The 19,675-nt window shown below is 38.5% G+C and carries 19 protein-coding genes and 1 pseudogene; 10 read left to right on the top strand and 10 right to left on the bottom strand.

What is annotated here, in order from left to right; translation table 11 throughout:
* Positions 1 to 34: 34 nt before the first annotated feature.
* From P20480_RS08475 to P20480_RS08450, 8 genes are read right to left on the bottom strand one after another with little or no spacing between them, the layout of a single operon-like run.
* Positions 35 to 1,606: a TssA family type VI secretion system protein gene (locus P20480_RS08475; protein ID WP_008129950.1), complete on the bottom strand. Its 1,572-nt coding sequence runs from the start codon at positions 1,604 to 1,606 to the stop codon at positions 35 to 37.
* Positions 1,603 to 1,845 carry a hypothetical protein gene (locus P20480_RS19820; protein ID WP_008129952.1) on the bottom strand — a complete coding sequence of 81 codons (243 nt, stop codon included), beginning with the start codon at positions 1,843 to 1,845 and terminating at the stop codon, positions 1,603 to 1,605. The genes P20480_RS08475 and P20480_RS19820 overlap by 4 nt, the downstream gene beginning before the upstream one ends.
* Entirely contained in the window at positions 1,818 to 2,594 is a 777-nt protein-coding gene (gene tagF, locus P20480_RS18160; protein ID WP_008129953.1) for a type VI secretion system-associated protein TagF, read from the bottom strand. Before tagF ends, P20480_RS19820 begins: the two co-directional genes overlap by 28 nt.
* Before the next feature lie 11 nt (positions 2,595 to 2,605).
* Positions 2,606 to 6,277, bottom strand: coding sequence for a type VI secretion system membrane subunit TssM (gene tssM, locus P20480_RS08470; RefSeq protein WP_008129955.1), 3,672 nt, complete (start codon positions 6,275 to 6,277; stop codon positions 2,606 to 2,608).
* 8 nt (positions 6,278 to 6,285) lie between these two features.
* On the bottom strand, positions 6,286 to 7,008 hold the full coding sequence (gene icmH / locus P20480_RS08465; RefSeq protein ID WP_006792569.1) for a type IVB secretion system protein IcmH/DotU: 723 nt from the start codon (positions 7,006 to 7,008) through the stop codon (positions 6,286 to 6,288).
* Positions 7,009 to 7,023: 15 nt separating this feature from the next.
* On the bottom strand, positions 7,024 to 8,364 hold the full coding sequence (gene tssK, locus P20480_RS08460; RefSeq protein WP_006792568.1) for a type VI secretion system baseplate subunit TssK: 1,341 nt from the start codon (positions 8,362 to 8,364) through the stop codon (positions 7,024 to 7,026).
* Positions 8,364 to 8,831: a type VI secretion system lipoprotein TssJ gene (gene tssJ, locus P20480_RS08455; protein WP_008129958.1), complete on the bottom strand. Its 468-nt coding sequence runs from the start codon at positions 8,829 to 8,831 to the stop codon at positions 8,364 to 8,366. Before tssJ ends, tssK begins: the two co-directional genes overlap by 1 nt.
* A gap of 34 nt (positions 8,832 to 8,865) precedes the next feature.
* A complete protein-coding gene (locus P20480_RS08450) occupies positions 8,866 to 9,285 on the bottom strand; it encodes a hypothetical protein (RefSeq protein WP_008129960.1) in 420 nt (139 codons plus the stop codon).
* A gap of 335 nt (positions 9,286 to 9,620) precedes the next feature.
* Here P20480_RS08450 and P20480_RS08445 point away from each other — a divergent pair, with 335 nt between their 5' ends.
* From P20480_RS08445 to P20480_RS08415, 8 genes are all read left to right on the top strand, one after another.
* Positions 9,621 to 13,442 carry a contractile injection system protein, VgrG/Pvc8 family gene (locus P20480_RS08445; protein WP_008129962.1) on the top strand — a complete coding sequence of 1,274 codons (3,822 nt, stop codon included), beginning with the start codon at positions 9,621 to 9,623 and terminating at the stop codon, positions 13,440 to 13,442.
* Between the two features lie 13 nt (positions 13,443 to 13,455).
* The gene (locus P20480_RS08440) at positions 13,456 to 14,316 is read left to right on the top strand and encodes an immunity 49 family protein (protein ID WP_008129963.1); all 861 of its coding nucleotides are present in this window, start codon (positions 13,456 to 13,458) and stop codon (positions 14,314 to 14,316) included.
* Positions 14,317 to 14,546: 230 nt separating this feature from the next.
* Positions 14,547 to 14,720, top strand: a complete 174-nt coding sequence (locus P20480_RS19575) for a hypothetical protein (protein WP_008129964.1) — start codon at positions 14,547 to 14,549, stop codon at positions 14,718 to 14,720.
* A 4-nt stretch (positions 14,721 to 14,724) separates the two neighbouring features.
* Entirely contained in the window at positions 14,725 to 15,237 is a 513-nt protein-coding gene (locus P20480_RS08435; protein WP_008129965.1) for a hypothetical protein, read from the top strand.
* Between the two features lie 22 nt (positions 15,238 to 15,259).
* Positions 15,260 to 15,607 carry an immunity protein YezG family protein gene (locus P20480_RS08430; protein ID WP_008129966.1) on the top strand — a complete coding sequence of 116 codons (348 nt, stop codon included), beginning with the start codon at positions 15,260 to 15,262 and terminating at the stop codon, positions 15,605 to 15,607.
* Positions 15,608 to 15,654: 47 nt separating this feature from the next.
* A complete protein-coding gene (locus tag P20480_RS08425; RefSeq protein WP_008129968.1) occupies positions 15,655 to 16,452 on the top strand; it encodes a DUF7738 domain-containing protein in 798 nt (265 codons plus the stop codon).
* A gap of 20 nt (positions 16,453 to 16,472) precedes the next feature.
* Positions 16,473 to 16,805 (top strand): immunity protein YezG family protein, encoded by a 333-nt coding sequence (locus tag P20480_RS08420; protein WP_008129970.1) that lies wholly within the window; start codon positions 16,473 to 16,475, stop codon positions 16,803 to 16,805.
* Positions 16,806 to 17,014: 209 nt separating this feature from the next.
* A complete protein-coding gene (locus tag P20480_RS08415; RefSeq protein WP_008129972.1) occupies positions 17,015 to 17,359 on the top strand; it encodes a PEGA domain-containing protein in 345 nt (114 codons plus the stop codon).
* Between the two features lie 36 nt (positions 17,360 to 17,395).
* Here P20480_RS08415 and P20480_RS08410 read toward each other — a convergent pair whose 3' ends face one another.
* On the bottom strand, positions 17,396 to 17,776 hold the full coding sequence (locus P20480_RS08410) for a DUF1294 domain-containing protein (RefSeq protein WP_008129974.1): 381 nt from the start codon (positions 17,774 to 17,776) through the stop codon (positions 17,396 to 17,398).
* A 52-nt stretch (positions 17,777 to 17,828) separates the two neighbouring features.
* Between P20480_RS08410 and P20480_RS08405 the strand changes: the two genes are divergently transcribed.
* On the top strand, positions 17,829 to 18,359 hold the full coding sequence (locus tag P20480_RS08405) for a hypothetical protein (protein ID WP_006794431.1): 531 nt from the start codon (positions 17,829 to 17,831) through the stop codon (positions 18,357 to 18,359).
* A 65-nt stretch (positions 18,360 to 18,424) separates the two neighbouring features.
* Here P20480_RS08405 and P20480_RS08400 read toward each other — a convergent pair whose 3' ends face one another.
* Positions 18,425 to 18,967: a carboxymuconolactone decarboxylase family protein gene (locus P20480_RS08400; RefSeq protein ID WP_008129977.1), complete on the bottom strand. Its 543-nt coding sequence runs from the start codon at positions 18,965 to 18,967 to the stop codon at positions 18,425 to 18,427.
* A 111-nt stretch (positions 18,968 to 19,078) separates the two neighbouring features.
* Here P20480_RS08400 and P20480_RS18165 point away from each other — a divergent pair.
* Positions 19,079 to 19,667: pseudogene (locus P20480_RS18165) on the top strand (TetR/AcrR family transcriptional regulator).
* Positions 19,668 to 19,675: the final 8 nt, after the last annotated feature.

Consider the following 19,675-nt stretch of genomic DNA (forward strand, 5'->3'; position numbering starts at 1 on the left):
ATTAAACCTCGACATATTAGTCAGGCCCTTGTAACTAAACCCAACTTAATGCTTGTGCGGGATCAGTTACCATCATTTGCTGACTAATATGTTTAGCAGCTAAACTCATTTCATCTTCTGGCGTTTGTGACAAACTTGCATAACACTGCTTGGAGAATCGCCATACTTCCATGCAAAAACATTGTTGCCATTGCGCTAAATCGTGCGCGTTTATTTGTTCAAGTAATACATTTAATAAAGACAAAGCATGTTCATAGTGCTCAGCCTTTATTAATAACTTCGCCTTCAATAACTGTGCTTGCGCTTTATCAAAAGCATTTAAAATGGTTATTTCATCTACTTTTTTTAACGCACTCGACAATTGACCTTTTTCAACTTCCTCGACTAACTCAACGTATTGCTCATCAAATAAGTTACTTTGGGTACTGGTGGAGTCAGTATTGAATGAATTAGCAAGCTCTCTTATAAATTCTTTATTGACGGGTGAACATAGCGCACTGCTATCGTCGTATTGCAGTGATGTTAAAGCCGGAAACTGCTCGTTTAAATTAACAAGCTGTTGCTCTAACCAATGAACAAGGTGTCCTTTGTTTAGTTTTTTTAAAGCATTTAATGTAAGAATTTGCAGATTTAAATTAAATTGCATAGCACCTTCCATAAATAAGCCTTCAGCTAAATTTAAGGCTTGCTCTGGTTGGTCGCTCGCCAAGGCATTTTCAATAGGGGCGAATGCGGCTGCACGCGGAGCTGGGAGGCGTGTTTTACCATTTTCATTTGCAGGTAAAGATAATTTAGTCCACCGTGCTGCGCGTGATAATTTCACTACGCGTTCAATGTTATTTTGCTCTTTGTCAAAGTTTAATAACTGCCTTATAGCCGCTAAATATGCGGTATCTGATGCTATATCGTTAGTATTTACAGTAACTTGAGAACGCGCGGGTGCCGCATTTGTACTTGGCTCATCAGCCTTAGGCGCACTTTGCACAGCATTATTAACTGTCGTTTGTTCGAGCTCTTTTACTGGCTCAACTTTTTCAGGCTCAACAACGGGTACCGGATTGCGTTTTTCTTGCTCGTGAGCCCAATCGTTTAATGTTGATAATGGGCCTGACTCACTATCAAGCACAGCAACACATTGCTCGTTATATTGTTTTAATGCAGCAACAAGTTCAGGCCATTGCTCTGGGTTAGTATTGTGTCCTTGGGCAACACCTTTTAAACGCTCTTGCTGCTGCAAGAACCAGGTATTTACCGCACTTCGCATTCTTGCTTTTAGCGGGTGCACTTCGTCTGGAAAGGTGGTTAATAAACGATTAAACAATAAAAGCGTATGAGTGAGGCCGGTCACACCAAACTCACTGGTTGCCGCAAGTGCCAGATAACTCACAATACGCAGATCTTTACTTTGCGTATTAATAAGATCGGTTGCTTGAATAAACATCATTTTAAAGTCAACTTCACCCACTCCAGAGGAAGAGGCTTTTAATGCTTTAAATGTTTCTTCGTACTTTAAATCTTCACCACATTTGTTTCCTAAAAGTGGCGAACTCAAAGCCTCAAGCCATTCAATCCATGTGGTGTGCGTATGCGGTGCTTTTAAACTCATGATTTACACCAACGGCGAAGCGCGTCATATACACTTACATTATCCATATCAGCAAAATTAAGTGTTTGTGATGATGGTTGCTTTTCGACTTTTAGGTTACATAAATCAATAATATCGTTCGATTTTTTGTCGCACTCCCACACACTATTAAAGTACGAGGCTGGAATAGGCCTACAAAAAATAGTTAAGCTAGGAGATTGGTTTTCATCACCTAATTGATAAAAAACCAAGGTTGCCAATTATGATCTGCCACCATTGAGGCGACTAAGTGCAACCAAAAACCAGCTACTAATGCACTTTCGTGCGTAAAGCGAGGCATAGGTAAACGAATACCAAATTGGCTTCTTAAGCAGCCTCTATTGGCAATAGATTTTAAAACGATTGAAAGCTCTTCAATAAGAATTGCGCGTTTAGCAATATCATTTATTTCTAAATGATCCCAAAAAACACTCATCGGAATTGTTCTGAGTTTGTCTAACTCTTGAGTTAAATTTGGTTGCTGTTTAAGCGAATTAGCTACCAAGTTATAACCCTGAGCCTTTTGCTCCATCTCATTAATATTTGACGCATTTTTAATATTTTCATTCACACCCAATAGGTGTTCAATTACTTGGCTTGCAAATAAAAACAAAAAAGCAGGATGACGTTTATACGTTTCTAAACCGCTGTGCACAAATGAGCTAAATGGGTAAAAACGACCGCTGCTGTCAGTACTCGGTTGTAGCACCCCGAGTAAACCACCATCGTCTGCATTACCCGATATAAAAAACAACGATTTACATCCATTTAAATGATGAGTATCGCTTGCTTTTCGACCTCTATTTAAATGCGCAAACCCTTCTTGTAGCCAATGATCAAAAGAGACTGACTCACGCGATGAAATATTAAGCTTTACAAAATCTGGCCTAATGGGTGTCTTACCCATAAAACCAAATGCATGTTGCTTTACTAGGGTCGGTGTTTTCTTTTTAGTAAATAAATTAAACATTGGTCAGCCGCCTATTGCATCGTTCGCGACTGCGATTGAGCCAACGTTGGCGTTTGTGAGAACAAGTTGCTAGGAAGCGCAAACGACGTAAGCATGTACTTAGAAAATATACCGCTGTTGCGTCCTGATTTAAGAGAAAACTGCACCGTAAGCGGCTCTTCAGATTTATCTTTTAACTCCCATGTTGCTAAAAATTCAGTACCTTTAATCCATTTAACATTGGCTGAGTTAAGTACTTTTAATAACGCCCATGGGCCATCTTGTGCAATTGAGATTCTGCGCCCTTTATTATCAAGGCCATACAACACTGCTTTTTCTGCAGCACCGCGCCCTGGCCATGAAAAGTTACGCCACTCTTCTGGTTCATTTCGGTAACGGTATCCCTGCTCGCTAAAGCCTAAGTAAGTTTCACGAATACCTCTAACTGGCACAGGCATCATTTGGAATGTAAACCCTGCGCTATCCGCTCCATTTACAAATAACGAACGCGTTACTTTAGTTGCCTTAGTTAACCCATCTAATAATTGAGGGCTAAAACCAATGCCAACACCATTCCATTGTTTTTCTTCCCAAACACCACGGCGAACTTTCATAAACGGTTTAAGTTGCGTATTTATAAAACCCCATAAAATGCCCGTTTCAGCGTTTAAAAATTCTGAAACATCAGCAATTGCCGAATCAGGCCCCGTTAAATTAAACGGATATTTGCCAGCTAAACTGCTGTTATACATAGTGTAAACTTGGTTTTCCCACTCTTGATTTAACTGAGTCCGGGCTTTGGCCATAATCGTTGCAATACCCGCATGAAGCGGCGCTTTAAACAAGGCATCTAACGTTTCTTTAGTTTGCGGGTCAAGCGCGCGAGTTTGGCTTTCAATAATAATCCACGACGACTGCAATGCATTACTTTGACTATTACCAGAGAGTAGCTCTTGAGCAAAAATCATCGCTTGAGCGTCATCTTCATTGCTGGCGGCCATTGCCTTAATGTCAGAATGAATACTGCTTAACGAACTAATATATTGCCTTAAGTAGTCTGATGAGTTTTCTTGAGCGTTTGCCTGTGCAAAACGTCTTAAATCAGCAAAGCGGCTTTCAAGTTCTGGCGCTCTAACAGTACTGATCTGCGTAATTGTTGGTGTGTTTAGCGCTAATTTATTAGCAACATCTGACGCTGTTTTACCGATTGATGCTTGGCTTTTAAGTGGCGCATCTGCCGGCGTAATATTGTCACTCACTAATTTCATTAGGTCATTAAAGGGGCCGTCCATTGACGAAAGGCGCGCAAAATCAATACTGGCGTCATTTAAATCTCTAAAAGCTGGCATTTTCACGCTATCAAGAAACTCAAACCACGTGTTGCCATAATCTTTAAAGTAATAGGCGCGCATTGCTTTAGCTAGCGTTTCAGCTTGTGCTTCATCTACCACATTTTGGCCAGAGTCATTACTTGTTCCCATAACCCAATCGCCAGAAAACACTAAACGAGAAATACGCTTAATTTCTGGAAAAACATATTCTTCCCAGCCTAAATTTGTGTATACGTAAGGTATTTTGTATTTACTTTTGAACACATCACGATTTTTAGAAGCCATAAAGTTATTTAAAAGTAGTGGCTTTTTGCGCTCAGCAAAGCTTGTAATAACTTGTTGATATAGCGGGAACGCCTCAGGCTGGGTGTTTAGGTTTTCACGCGCTAACGCGATAGAGGTTTCGTTAGATTGCCAAAAAACAATGTTACCTGGTTGCTCAATATCATTGCCCATATTTTCTAAATACATGTCAACTAAACTACTTAGTTGAGTATAAATAGGTGCCTGCTCCTCGGCGTTTATGTCAATATTAAAGTGCTCTGCAATAAAGTTAAGTAACTGCTCCTTTGCAAATTCAGGTGACATATTTTCAGGGTTAGTACTCATCATTAAATGCATTTTTAACGCATCATAGTAGGCTTGGCGTATGGTCGCTTTTGCCTCATTTTCATCTTCTAACCACTGAGTTTCGTATTGCTTTATTTGAGTAAGTAAACGCTCTTCACCCGGGTAAGTAATAAGCTGATTCATTTGGTTAAATAAAACATTAGCTACACTACCAAGTGTTTCGTCGCCTTCATAAATGCCAAAAATAAAATACCAAGGTAGAGAATCTTCGTAACTGCGCAATTGACCATAATGATCGAACAATGCGAGCGTAGCTGCTAACTTTTGCTCATCTTTTGCTTTATTTACACTGGCTTCAACAACGGCTTTAACACGCGCTTCACCTTGATTTAGTAGCAACTGATTACTTGTGTAAGACGTAATTAATAAAGCCGTAATTGCTGCAATAGACGCTAACCCTGATGTAACGGTTAACCCTTTTAACCAACGCCCAACAAGACGTTTTTTTCTATTTCCACGAGTTAAATCTTGCAGTTTAAAAATAACATCGTTAAAAACACGGTTAATAAAGTAACTTTGCGTAATGCTTTCTTGTTTTTGCTCAACAATTACAGCGCCAAATTGGTCTCTGACTCCGTTGGTTATACGCTCTATTGGCGTTCCCTCTTGTGTGCCTGATGTAAAGTAAACACCTGCAAACCAAGGAACCTCTTGATACGGGTTAGATTTAAATAACAAGTTTACAAATTCTGTAAGCTTGGTGGACGCTGATTTAAATTGATTAGGAAAGTCTAAAATAAGTTGCTTACGATGTTCATTTCTTTCGCGTGCAACCTTACTTAAACGTTGTTCACATAGGCGTTCGTACAGGTCTTGCATGCGAACTTCAAACATTTCAGCCGGATCATTTTTTTGATCTTCACTAATATCAAGTAAATAGGCACCAAACACTTGTTCGCGTTCTTGTTCAGACAGGTCACTAAAGAAGGGTTCAAAACCACTAATTAAATCGGTTTTTGTGAAGGTAATATACACAGGAAAAATAACACCTAGCTGTGTAATTAACTCTTCAATACGCTCGCGTACAAGCTTCACATGTTGACGAATTTCTTCGCTATCTGACGTTAAAACATCTGCCACACTAATGGCGACCATCACACCATTAATAGGTAATTTAGGACGGTATTTTTTAAGTAAAGATAAAAAAGACAACCACTCTTTGTTTTCAGATTGCTCTGTGGTGTAACGACCTGCGGTGTCAATTAAAATGGCCTGATCTGAAAACCACCAATCACAATTACGAGTACCACCAAAGCCCTGAATATGCAGTTCGCTTGAGTTAGAATATGGAAAATGCAACCCTGAGTTTGCAAATAAAGTACTTTTACCCGCCGCAGAAGGGCCAATGATCATATACCAAGGTAATGCATATAATGCTGTGTTACCTCTGTAACCAGCTCCTAAATGAGACGCTTTTAAAGATCCCAATGCTTCTTGCATTTTATCTTTTATTTCATCAAGTTCAGCGCTAGAACCCGCATTATGACTAGCAAGCTCAGACGCTAATTTATCACCAGAACGTTTAGTCCATAACCAACGAATAAAAATAAATAGTATAAAAACAGCGGTAACGGCACCCATAGCAATAAGCTTTTTGTCAGTGGTGTCTAAACCCACCATACGACCGGCAAACCACACAATACTTAAAACGGCAATTAACCCAATTAACTGACCCGTTGCACGCGATGATACTAAGCCCAGTAAAAAATGGACTAAACCGCTTTTATTAACTCTTCCCTGCATTGTATTACCTATCGTGTTTCGTTGGTTTTGTTGAGCTGAGTCAGCACTTCAATTTGGTTATTTATTGTTTGTGTACTTTGGGTCGCTTGCTTACTGATAACGTAATGAAACCCAGCAAATAAAGAGGCAATCGATCCCAGACAAATTGATAAAATAACCCAATAAGGAATATTGCGGCCCACCTTCATTGCAAACCCTTCTGCAGGTACACCGTTTTCAGAAAGCTGAGCGCTGGGAGTGCCTTTTATGTCTTCAATTTGTGCTCTAACATCAACAATTAACGCTTTTAATTGCTCGATACCCTTAACTTTGTAAATACCTTCAAAACCAAGTTGCAAGCAAATATAGTAAACTTCTAATGCAGCGAGTTTTTGCTCTCCCCCTGTTCTTAACTTACTTAAGCGCTCAAAAAACTCTTCGCCTGCCCGGTTATTACCAAAAAATTCAAGCTGCAGAGGTCGCGACATCCAATCCATTCTAAAATGTGCACCCGAGCTCATTACAAACTCATCGCACATTGCTGTTAATGCAAATTTAACTTCTTGCATTAAACTGGTTGTCACTTGCTGCGAATAGCAATTACGTTCGTATTCGTCAAAGCTAGCTAATAAGCTTTCTCTAAATTCTTCTAGCTCAACAGTAGTAGACTGCTTAAGTTTTAAAGGAGTGAGCGCATTGATCACCGGAGAGATGCACGCGACTAAATCTTGTTCTTGTTGTTTTTCTTGCATAATTTCAACTCAACGTTAACTGCGTGCAACGGTCACAATTTCTATTTGTGCACTTTGTAATCCAAATGGCACAAATAAACTTAATGACTGTTCTTCAATAATTTGTTGCCAAATAAACCCATGTGATTCAAGCCTAAAGTATTCATAACCACTTTTTATAGCCAGCTTATTAGGAGGGCGCTGGCAATGTGTTAGCTGAACACCAGCCAATGCCGACGAAATCATAATATCGAGTTTTTCGCTTGCGCCTACTTTCACCTGTTCACTAAAGGTTTCAATCCATTTTGTGTCTTCTGATTCAAAATACACCGCGAGATAAAAGTCGTTATTTGTAAAGGTTGCAGAATCAATGGTTGCCACTTGGTAAATTGCATTTGATGTTTTTTCGAGTTTAAGCCCCACCATTTTCTTAGGTACTACACCCTCAAGTAAACGCGTTAACAACTCATCTAATTGGCCAAATACATTACTTAAATGCTTATGCTGGTAAGGAGGAACCTGATTAACTAAATCACTGTGCTCAAACATTGAAACTGAACTAATTAAATCAACCAATTCGCAATACAAGCGTTCAGGATGAACTAAAGAAAGGTTTTTAAGATGATCTAACCGCTTAGCCGACGGCGCCATGGCATTAAGCAATAAAAATGTGTTCATTTCATTTGGGCCAAAGTCGGTCACCGAGCCATAATTTTTTCGTCTGCTTAAAAGCACGTTTACTTTTGCATTAACCAAATTTGCCGTTCTATTTAATAATTCAGTTAAATAAGACGAAGCTGTTATATTTAATAAAGGCGGCACAAACTGCTTATTTAAAATAAATGATCCATCATCTGCGCGCGCTATTTTTAAACAGGCAACCGTATCAAAATAGGTTTTAACGTCAGAATCAGACAGCAGTATAAATTTAGGTTTCGCAATTAATACTTCGCGACTACGTGACGCATCGTGGTTATCTTCTAAATCAATATAATCTGCTTCGTAGGCGCTTAATTGGCCACTCGCTGCATAGCCCTCTATATTGCTTACTGTTTTATTTGCAGCAATAGCAATATAAATAACACTCTCTTCATGTGTATTATCAAGCTCCAGTTTTAGCTCTTCGTGCTGTTGGCGATCAAAATCTAATAAACGGCCATTTTCAAGCAGGAGTTTAAAGCTAATTACTTTTAAAATACCTCTGGCAAGAGACGACTCGTCAATAGAAAAATGCTCTAAGCCAAAAGCTAAAGGTGATGTAAGTGCATGGCGTACTATTTGACTCTGATCGTGGTAATCATCAAATAACTGAAAATGTTGCTGAGCCAGCAATACACCTTCAGCCCATACAGGCTTAGCGGGAGCTTTTAAGTTCATTACTCGGCCTTATCCACACCAGGTAGTTGCACTTCATTGTTAGTTACTAACACATCTAATGAGGTAGATAACTTAACCGGCCCATCAGCTAGCGGATAATATGCTTTCCAATTATCCCCGTTGCGGTCTCTAAATAATGCAACAATCGCTACAAACTTGGCATTTTCGGCCTGTTCAAACTTAATTTCAGACTTTTCTGAAGGGTGAATAGTGCGCTCTTCTAGTGTAATTAAACTATTTGCTAATACTGATTTATCAGACTTCCACAACTCTTCAAACGTGGCTGTTTTAAATGTTTGTATATCAGACAATTGATAAACTTTTAATACAACAGGTAAAGCCTCATCAAACTGGTTTAAGTTTAAATTATCTGTTGCCTTAACATCTAAACTTACGTTAGTACTCATACAGCCGGCTAAAATAAAACACAATGAAAAGCTCGTTATAACCTTTGTAATAAAGCGCATATTTACCTCATAATTATTTTTATTTAAATTAAAATTAGTTTCTGCACAGATTAGCTTCGTAAACTGGGCAAATTACTTTATTAAATCTATCGTTCGCACAATCAGACCACTTGTCACTTTTAAACAACCCTAAAAAACGTTTTGATTTACTTTTCTCTTGCGATTCAACTAATAAAGACTGAGTAACCACATCATCTATAGATGTAATTAATTTAGTATTTATTAAAGAAAGCTCTTTAATATAAATAGATACATCACCATTAATTAAAGTAACTTTTTCATTATCAATTGGGGGATTATTTAAAAAAAAGAAAAAATGCTCTATGGACTTTTCTGAAAAAACACGATGGGCAGGAATACCCACTTGATCAAGTAAGGAGGATACACTTGTAGTCATTGACCAAGCCAAAGAGTACAAGCTATTTATTTGATTTATAAACTCTTTTCTATTCATAACAAGCTCCTTGTCATCAATTTTATTTAACCTCGTAGTACAAGGTTAGCATTCTGTCCATTTAATAAACGCAATAATACAAACTCCAAACAGGCATTGTCAACCTATATAAACCCTAATAAATAACATTAATAAAAACTTAAAATAAATAGAATAAAAACTCTAAAAACAAAAACTAATCAACATTTTGCAACAATAAACAACAATCCCTATTTTTGAAACAATCCAGAAAATAGGGATAATAAAATACACATATATATTATTATTTTATTGATCAAAAGTTTTCAAACAGGTATGTTTAGCGGATATTTTTACTGAGCAAGGATTGCAACGTTGTGAGTAAGGCTAGTTTTTTTTTAAAGGTTAACGATAAAAACCTTAACGTTACACACCTACAAGGCCACGAAACACTTAATCAAGGTTTTTATTACTCAATAACCGTAGAGTCCTCAGAAAATCTCCAATCTGATAATTTATTAGCTAACGCCAATGTCATCTTTGTAAATAAAAAAAATCAATACCGACAACAAGCAGGACTAATTACATCTGTTACCAACTTAGGTGCATTTAATAAGGTTTATCGTTTTGCTATTACCGTGCAAGACAGGCTCTCAACATTAAAAAACACGGCCAATAGCAAAGTGTTTATATCAGTTAACATACAAGACGTACTAACACACTTAGCGTACAAGGCAGGCTATTCAGCAGGGCAAATTGTATTTAGAACAAGTTCAGCTTTACCTCAGGTAGCGCAATGTGTTCAAGCAATGGAAAGTGACTGGTCATTTTTTAATAGGCTCACATCTCAACATGGCCTTTTTTATTGGATTGAAAGCGATACAAACACCGAAACATTAATAATAAGTGACAGTAATTTAAATAGTCCCTACTTAAATACAGGTGTACTCGAGGTCAAAGCAACGGCTGGCATGAACGCACTTTACAACAATAGTTTTTTTGGATTTATGCACAGTGAAGTAAAACAAAGCATATCTAATAATGCAGCAATAAGTAATGCACATGGGCAATTTCAAAAAGTAGCCAGCAATAGCCAATCGTTTTTTGAGCCCGTAGCAGAAACACCTAGCCAAGCTGCATTACAAGCACAAAATTTTAGTAACGCATTAGGTACACATAACAAGGTAATTACCTTAACAGGTAACGTATCAGATGTATTTGCAGGATGCTCAATATCACTTGACGATCAAATGGGGTTTGCCAGCGGCGATTTGCTGTGTATAAAAGTAGAACACACGCTAAATCAAGCAAATGACGAAAGCAGCCATAACGGCGAAACGCATTATCATTGTGTTGCACAATTTATTGAGCGCGGTACGCCCTTTAAACCAATGCCTGTGGATCACACAGCTAAACCAATGGTTTTTGCAGCAAAAGTTGAATCATTAACGGGTAACGCATTTGTAGATGAACATGGCGAATATAGAACACGCACCGACTTTGATAAAACAGCACGGCCATTAACTCAGTCAAGCCCTGCATTAAAAAAATTGGCGCTATATGCATGTCAAAACCAACCTCAAGCCACTGGCTGGCACTTCCCACTGGTCGGTGGCTCAGAGGTACTTATTGGGTGTATTAATAACGACCCCAACAACGCATTTATAATGGGTTTTGCACTTAACGCTGATCAGCCAAGTGTAGTAACAGCAGCCAACCCAACACATAACCGCCTTTTAAGCGCAGCCCAAAACGAACTTTTATTTGACGACGAGCAAAACGAGCCTAAAGTCATTTTACAAACGCTCGCCAGTGAACATTACATAGAGCTCAACGCTAAACAATCTGGCCGACAGTTTATTGAATGGATAAGCCAACTCGGTACTATTAATTTACACGCTGGACGCGACCTATGCCTTGAAACCGAACAAAGTAATGTGCAATTTGTTATTAAAAACAATCAATTTATTGATGTAAAAAATAACATTGAGCAAACTACCAATAACAGCCACATAAATTATCAAAGCGCAGGTAATCAATCTTTTAGTAGTAAAAACACACGTGTTGAAAGCGATCAAGAGCTGTCTTTACTTGCTGGTCGCGCTATAAAAGTAAATATCCAAAGCGACATACTTCTTAAAACTGATAATAGCGATTTAAAGCTTAATGTGCCTAATGGCTCTACATTTTTACAAACCAATAACAGTATTGATATTACCGGCTCCGGCCAAGGCGATTTAATTATTCACAACGCAGGCGGCGAGATAAAACTCGACAGCCAAGGTAATGTTGATATTACTGCAACAAATGTACTCACACTCGATGGCACATTTATAACCTTTGATGGCCCGGTTGATTACGACATAGAAAGCCCACAAACCGCCAGCAGCCCAAGTGTTTCAAACCCTGCCAGTATTAGCCAAATCACTGCGTTTGATTTAAGTGACAATACGCTATCTGCAGGCTCACTCGCTCAGCTTGATCTTGAATATTTTTATAATGATGGCTCACCCGTCGAGGGTGTTGACTATATCGTTATCGATAATGAGGGTGTTGAACACACCGGCTCACTGGCAAACGGTGCAGCCTCCTTAGCTAATTTACCGCAAGGTAAAAGTGATGTTTTGTTACGTGCAACCACACAAGCTGATGAGCAAAAACTCATTCAATTGCGCAAAGAATTCAATCAACACCTTACTTTCATGCTTGATGAAATTCGCAAACAAGCCGCGATTGGCGATGCTATTTTTGAGCAAGAGGACTTTTTTACCCAATGGATGATTGAAACCGGGGCACGCGCAACGGGCTTATATCAAGGCGCTAAATCCCTTGTAACGGGTATTGCTGATTTAATAGTACTTGGAATTGATGTTAATATCAGTGTGTATTCTGCTTGCTTTAGAATGATTGATGCCGTTGCAAGTGGTGATAAACAGGCTGTAAAACAAGAACTCGAAACCATCTTAGTCTTTAGCCAAAAAACAACCAGTGCATTGTCACAAGCCTTTGAGCTATTAATTGTATTAATGGACGATGAGGATATCCGCAATACACTCGCGCGCTTCCCCTATGATTATATTGAAGCCCATTCCTATGTTGAAAAACAGCGCATAACCGGCATTATGGCCTTTGAAGTTTTACTAGCAATATTAACAGGTGGGGTTGGTGTTGCCGCATCTGTAGCAAGTAAATCAAAACACCTTGCCAATGCGCACCGCTCACTAGTTAAAACGGCAGACATACTCAAACGAGAGCAACTTAACAAAACTATCTCGCATACCGTATCGCCTCAGCAACCTAAGTTAATTGAGCGCATTGACAAGCCCGATGTGACATTACAGCCGGGTATCAATCGAGGCGTAACAACACAGGTGTCAGCAAGAGCACATGCTGACTACTTATTACAAAATCTGCCTGATGATATCCGTGGCAACTACCGCGCATACACCAACGCAGACGGCAAAGTTATCATACAGCGCTTAGATGGTACTAAACCACCGAAACTGCGTTATGAAAATGGCGCGTTAGTTACTGTATCTGACCAAATCGATGTGTTTAATACCTTGTCACAAAAACTAAAAATTAAACACAGCAACCTAGACTCAGCCGCAAGAAAACGTTTAAAAACACTTGAAACAGCGCGAAACAACGCGGTTGCACAACGTGATGCTGCCCTATTAGCTGGAAACGCTAAAGCATTAAAAGATGCACAAAAAGCCATGCGACTGGCCAGTGAAGACTTAGGTGAAGAAGCCGCCCGCATTTATGTACAACAAAACTACCCTAACGCCAAACCGTTAAACACAAAATTACCCGGTAACGGCAAACAAGGTGAGTTTGACCAAGTGTATATTACCGAAGATGGTAAAATCCTTATCATGGAAGGTAAAGGCGGTAATGCAACATGGGGTAGCAGAATGGCTGGAGAGGAGCGTGCCCAGCAAGGTTCCGCCAAGTACATGAATTCAGTGATTGATAATTACACAACTAAACTAGATACACTCACAAAAGACCCTCGCTATGGTAAAGTCGGCGAAGAAGCCTTTACTAAGCAGGTTGAGGGCATCCAAGACATGTTAGATTCACTAGAAGACGCTAAACTAGATGGAACACTAGAATATATTGGCATACAGCAAAAAGCCAACGACGCTGGGCTAATTGACGTTATTGATGTGTCTATTTTTGATATTGGATTTTAAGGAGATTTTTTAGATGATTAAAAGCCATTACAGCTTTGCAAAAGTAAGTTATGAACACATGTGTGAGCGATACAAAAAACACGAAGAAAAAAACGTCCCCCGTATCCAAAAGAATCCAAGCTTAGGGTTGCAAACTCAATTTAAACGAAATTTAATTGAATCATTCCCGATGGAAGCCATTGAAAACCCCAATGGGTATCATGCTTGGTTATACCTACTACGCGCATCACAATTAGGCCACGGTATTTTCCAGAGTAACGCTAATGATGGTCAAGCCTTTCCATTTTTTTATGATGATGAGTACCTAGAGGTGGTTGGCAAGAAAAACCCTGAAAATGCAGAGCATCCTGTTTGGCTACTTGCTTTATATGCCGCGATTATCGTACGCAATCAAGAGGCCATTGATTTTTTAACCACCATCGACAATGAGGTGTTTGTAAACTCTAATTACGGCAATCAACTCAAACCGTTTGATTACGCCTTAGCTGATTTACTCAAAGGGTTATTCAACCCAGACGCCGACTTAGCACACCTCCTTGAGCAAGCGTATGTCACCTCAAATCCTGGTGATTACCCAATTGATGAAGCGTATTTATATGCCAGCCGCCTAAAGTGGCCGTTAGTATCTATTATCGAAGCCATCTTCACCGAAGACGGTGAGCAAGCCTACAATAGCGCCATGGAAAAGGCTTTATTACTGCACAAAGAATATTACAGTGATGAAGAGCGTTCAGGCAGCCGAAGTGGAGGTTTAGCAATCCCCCTTATCGCAATGGCCGTTATCGCTAAAGAAGTCAAAGGTTATCAACTTACTATTAAAAATGAGTACATTCCTGATTGGTTAATCAATGTTAACCCACCAAAACCAGAATAAACGAACGTATTAATAATTACCCGCTCTTTAACAACATGGATGTTGTGAGGCTAGGCGCTAAAAATAAGCGCCTAGCCTTTCAAGTAATGACTACTTTTTATGGTTAACACCCTCATTTACTTCTCATTTTTTCTCTTTGTGCAAAAAAATATTTTAAGTGAATGATTCACAAAGAGGTTAAGAGGCGCTGCGCTTTAAGAGTAAAGGTATAATTAGGTGTCTAGCAAACTATGGAAAGTCCATTTGGCGCTAATAGTGAATTTACAGACGATGGAATGACTAAAATTCGCCATGAGGTAAATGATCATGGGGTAGTCGAAACATTAACGCTTGAAAATGATCCTCCAACAATTTCCGAGATGGAGAATGTTCTGAGCATCCTATTACCACCAATTAAAGGTTAATTAAATGAATAAATATATAGCTCCTCCTTTAGGGCTTATTGATCACAATAACTTGAAGGATAACGAAGGAAAGCTTTTAACTATTAACTATGAAATGTTCCCAGATGAAAACACGATGCTCTTTAAAAAAGAAGCGTATTTAATCGTGTCTACTGATTATTATTCAAAAATAAAAAAAGTAAGACGATTCACACAATCTGAACTTCCACTTAGATCATTACCTTGGATAGTAGACCAAATAGAGAATGGATTTTTCAAAAGAAAGGACGAAGGTGGTTTTTCAAACTTTAAACGCAGTACAACTGCAGAGTTTGAGGGAGAAACTATTGGAGTTAATGCCATGATGCATTGCTGCGCTGAAAACGTACCTGGATTAAATATTTGGAATAGTAACCGCAAGGACTATATAGCAAGTATAACACCACAGGAGTGGGATATACCCTTATATATGTTAAAAGATGGTTTACTTGCTGAATTAAAGGCAATTGCCAAAAAATACGAAAACGGCACTTTATAAACTTTACCGCTAAGGAAAGCACATGCAACCAAATATTAAAAACATCCCGCAACACCTAGGTCAATACCTTTATCAACTAATAAAAGAGCCATGGCTTAAAGCACACCTTATTTTAGATTGCGAAAACAATAATATACTTGAGTGCAAAGCCCACTTTATAAAAGCAGGTGACGATACACAGCATTCAATTACAGTATCTGAAAATATAACTAAGTTATTTAAAACATTATTTGACCACGCCATTAAAAATGAGGCTGAAAATTGGCAACGCGCTATTTTTACTATCACTCGTCAAGGTCAGTTTAACTTAAACTTTGAGCGCGATAATAATGATGAAGAAGTAATCGCTGCTGTTGAAATACATCAATAAATAAGACAAATCACAATCAAACTTCACCACCCTTTTTAGAGATATTTATGACTACTTTAACTAAGCAACTTATATTTATAGCGCTTGCCTTAACGCTAGCGGGGTGCGACAAAGTGACTGTGAGCACCGTAACTTCATTATTAGCGCCCGCAGAAAAAATACAAGTGGCCTCTCCTGAAGGAAGTGATTTTCAAGTTAATGGCTGTAATTTAACCTATAAAGGACAATCACTTATTTTTGATGCCAGCATTGATGAATGGGTTAAAATACTTGGCCCATACGACAGAGTCACTCACTTAGCAAACGATGTGTATTATTGGGATGAAATTGGTATTGGTCTCTATTCTAAAACCAATAAGCACACAGCTCAAACATTGACCTTTGAGTTTAATGAAACCATTGCTTTTAGTGAAGATAATATTAGAGCCACACATGGTGAACGCCTACGCAAAACAAAAAGAGAAGCGAATGAATCTCGCTCTAAAACGCCATTTACTCAAACGCTTTGGGTTAATGGGGCTGCAATTAAAGGCAACTGGGATATGAGTAAAGTAAATAATCAATTGTATGCATTTAATCCAAAAAATCCCCATTATTTTGGTGAGGCGTATATGCCCACTATTTTTGGTTCACGTTTTGCGTGCGATAAAGAGGCCCCACCCTATTTTAACGAGGGTGAAATTGGCATTAGGGTAGATGTAAACCCACAAAATAAAAATGAAATAAAAGTGCTCAGCTTAGGCGTCACCCTCTTTTCTGAGGAATACCTAAAAGAAAGAAAAGCCACACCGTCTTTTTCTTCTCGTTATTTCGAAAGTGTCGCTGAGCGAGTCGTTGCTCAATAACTAAACGCTAAGGAAAGCACATGCAACCAGATATTAAAAACATCCCGCAACACCTCGGTCAGTACCTTTATCAACAAATAAAAGAGCCATGGCTTAAAGCACACCTTATTTTAGATTGCGAAAACAATAATATACTTGAGTGTAAAGCCCACTTTATAAAAGCAGATGACGATACACAGCATTCAATTACAATATCTGAAAATATAACTAAGTTATTTAAAACATTATTTGACCACGCCATTAAAAATGAGACTGAAAATTGGCAACGCGCTATTTTTACTATCACTCGTCAAGGTCAGTTTAACTTAAACTTTGAGCGCGATAATAATGATGAGTCTCTACTAATAATTTAATTGCGGATCGTTTGTATATTTTTTATGTTTAATTTTGATTAATTAACAACAATAATTGAACCTAGGCTGGATACATATTAAACTGTAGGCCGATTTGTTATTTAAACAAACGAAAGTCAAGGAAGACGAGCGAGTACCCCCCTTTTGTTGATAGTCCTCCATGATATTTCGTGAAATTGAACACTACTAAATGATTTTATGGAGTACCTATGAAAAAGTTAAGCGCACTGGCACTATTGTTAATTTTAACTGGTTGTTCAACCACCTCTCCTGTTCAAGAAACTGAGCAAGTGTCAGTAAAGCCTGTTAATGAGGTAGTTGAGGAAAACGCACCAATTTCGTTAACCGTTATTACCAACCCTGCTGATGCACGCGTGCGCATTATGAATATTGCCCCTGTTTACCAAGACGCCATGGAATTAAAAGAAGGTAAGTACGATATAGAAGTTACCAAAGCAGGTTACCTTACCTACAGAAAGTGGGTTGTTGTTGATAAAAAAACAATTTTAACTGTAGAGTTAGATGAAATAGCCGCGGACCAAAGCGCCAATTAATACCAGTTATTATCGATTTACGCTTAATGCCTTTAACTATAAAGATAAAAGGCATTGAGCGCATAAAAATATAAACCCACCTACCAGTAAAACTACATTTAATAAAATGCACACCCAAAGTACCGTTATAAAACGCTTTTTTTGTGATTTATGACGCAATAATTGCTGAGCAATTAACGCCCCTGGCCAGCCTCCACATAGTGCTAATAAATGAAGAGTTCGCTCGCTCGTACGGGTTACTTTTTTATTTACCGACTGCTTAGCTTTGTGTTTATCCCACGCATACATAATAAATGTTATGGCACTAATAGCAGTTATATAAGTAGGCGCGAAAATAGTTACGCCCCACTGAAAATGTACAAACCATACTACAGATATAAAAAATAAGGATAGAATTATTAAGGTTTTCTTTATCAAGTAATTATCGCCTATACTGGTCTGTATCAATTCAAATAATAAGAGAATAATTATGACATATTTTAAAGTGCTATTTTTTACTTTGTGCTTTTTAGCTTTTACAACTCACGCAAAAGAACAACCACTTAAACTTGATAAACACCTTAGTGTATTTCAGCCTTATTTAGGCTCGTGGCAAGCTGATTTTGATGTTGCACCAGGCACTAAACCAGTTCAAGACGTAGGCTTATGGGAGCGTGCGCTTAATGGTAAGGCAATAAGAACAAAGCACTCTATTAATGAGGGTGAATATGGTGGCGAGTCGATGATTTTTTACGATAGCAAAAAAGACTCATTGGTTTTTTATTATTTTACAACAGCCGGTTTTTATACAAAAGGCACTATAAAAGTACTCAGCCCTACGCAGTTTGTTGCTTACGAAGAGGTTACAGGTAGTAAAGAAGGCATTACTAAAGTGAAGTCGACCAGCGATTTAAAAGATGGGAAATTGGTTGTGTCTACCTCCTATTTAAAAAAAGGTGAATGGACCAAACCAGAGTCACGCATTTATACGCGTAGCAATCAAGCCGTAAAATTCAAATAGCTCCCGGTGCTTACGGACAAAAAAAGGCAGTCTTTCGCTGTCCTTTTTTGTTAATTATAACGCGATTATTTTGCGAATTTTTTAAATGGTTCGTCCACTGGCGTATTTGCTAGGTGGTTAGTGTAGTTGCTCATTACCTTTTGCGATATACCTACAATAATCTCTAGTAGTTGCTGTTGACCGTAACCCACTGCAAAAAACTTTTCTATTTGCTCGTCACTAATTACGCCACGTTCACGCGTCATAGCCAATGTTGTTTCACGTAATGTTTCGAGTTTTGCATCTGCAAGCGGTGTTTTATTCACTAAAGCATCAACAATACCTTGGTCAACTTTCATTGACGCTGCAATGGCACTGTGTGCTGGTACACAGTAATGACAGTCATGTTCAACGTTAATTGATTGCCATACCACTGTTAACTCTTCTGCGTTAAATGAAGTGTTTTGAAATAATTCGTGAAGTACTTGGTAACCTTTTAATAGCGTTGGTGCTTCAGCCATTACTGCGTGTAAATTAGGTAACATGCCAAATGCAGCAACTGAATCGGCTAATAAAGGTTTTGACTCTTCAGGTGCATTTTCTGCTGTATATAAAGTAAATTCTGCCATTGTTAGCTCCAAAAATAAGTTGTTTAAGTAACGTCGAAGCACATACTATTTGATTTTGAGCGACTGCTCAAGTTAAAATTGAGCAAATGTTCAAATTAATTGAGAAACAGCATGGTCAACAAAGTTAAATTTGAGCGCGAGACTGTTGTCCGCCTTGCCAGTCAGCTATTTTGGGAAAAGGGATTTAATGCCACTTCGACCCGCGATCTACAGGACGCAATTAATATGCGCCCAGGTAGTATCTATTCTGCGTTTGGCTCAAAGGAAGGGTTGTATATTGAGTCTTTAAAAAATTACACCATGCAAATAGAAGATCAAATAAAAACGTGTTTATTGGCTTCGCCTACTATTATTGGTGGTTTACAAACGTTTGTTGAAAACGTCATCATTAAAAGATAAAAAAAATGCCCCGAGCGCTATTTGTATGCTAGTAAAAGCAAATTGTGAGTTTGCCGATGAAGACAGCTGTTTGTATTCATTAAGCCTTGATTTATCAGACAAATTTGAAGATTATTTAAGCGATTTATTTGCACAAGCCATTGCGCGTGAAGAGCTAAAAGGCGAGGTTAGCCCAAAAGAATATGCTCGCTTTTTTAAAGTGCAATTTACAGGGCTACGCGGCTACTTTAACCGCCCGGGTGTTGAAGAGCTTGCACAACCTATGATCGATCAAATGTTTAAAATTATGAGAGCGCTCTAAGCTAAACA

This window comes from Pseudoalteromonas sp. BSi20480, assembly GCF_000241365.1.
Lineage (GTDB): Bacteria > Pseudomonadota > Gammaproteobacteria > Enterobacterales > Alteromonadaceae > Pseudoalteromonas > Pseudoalteromonas marina.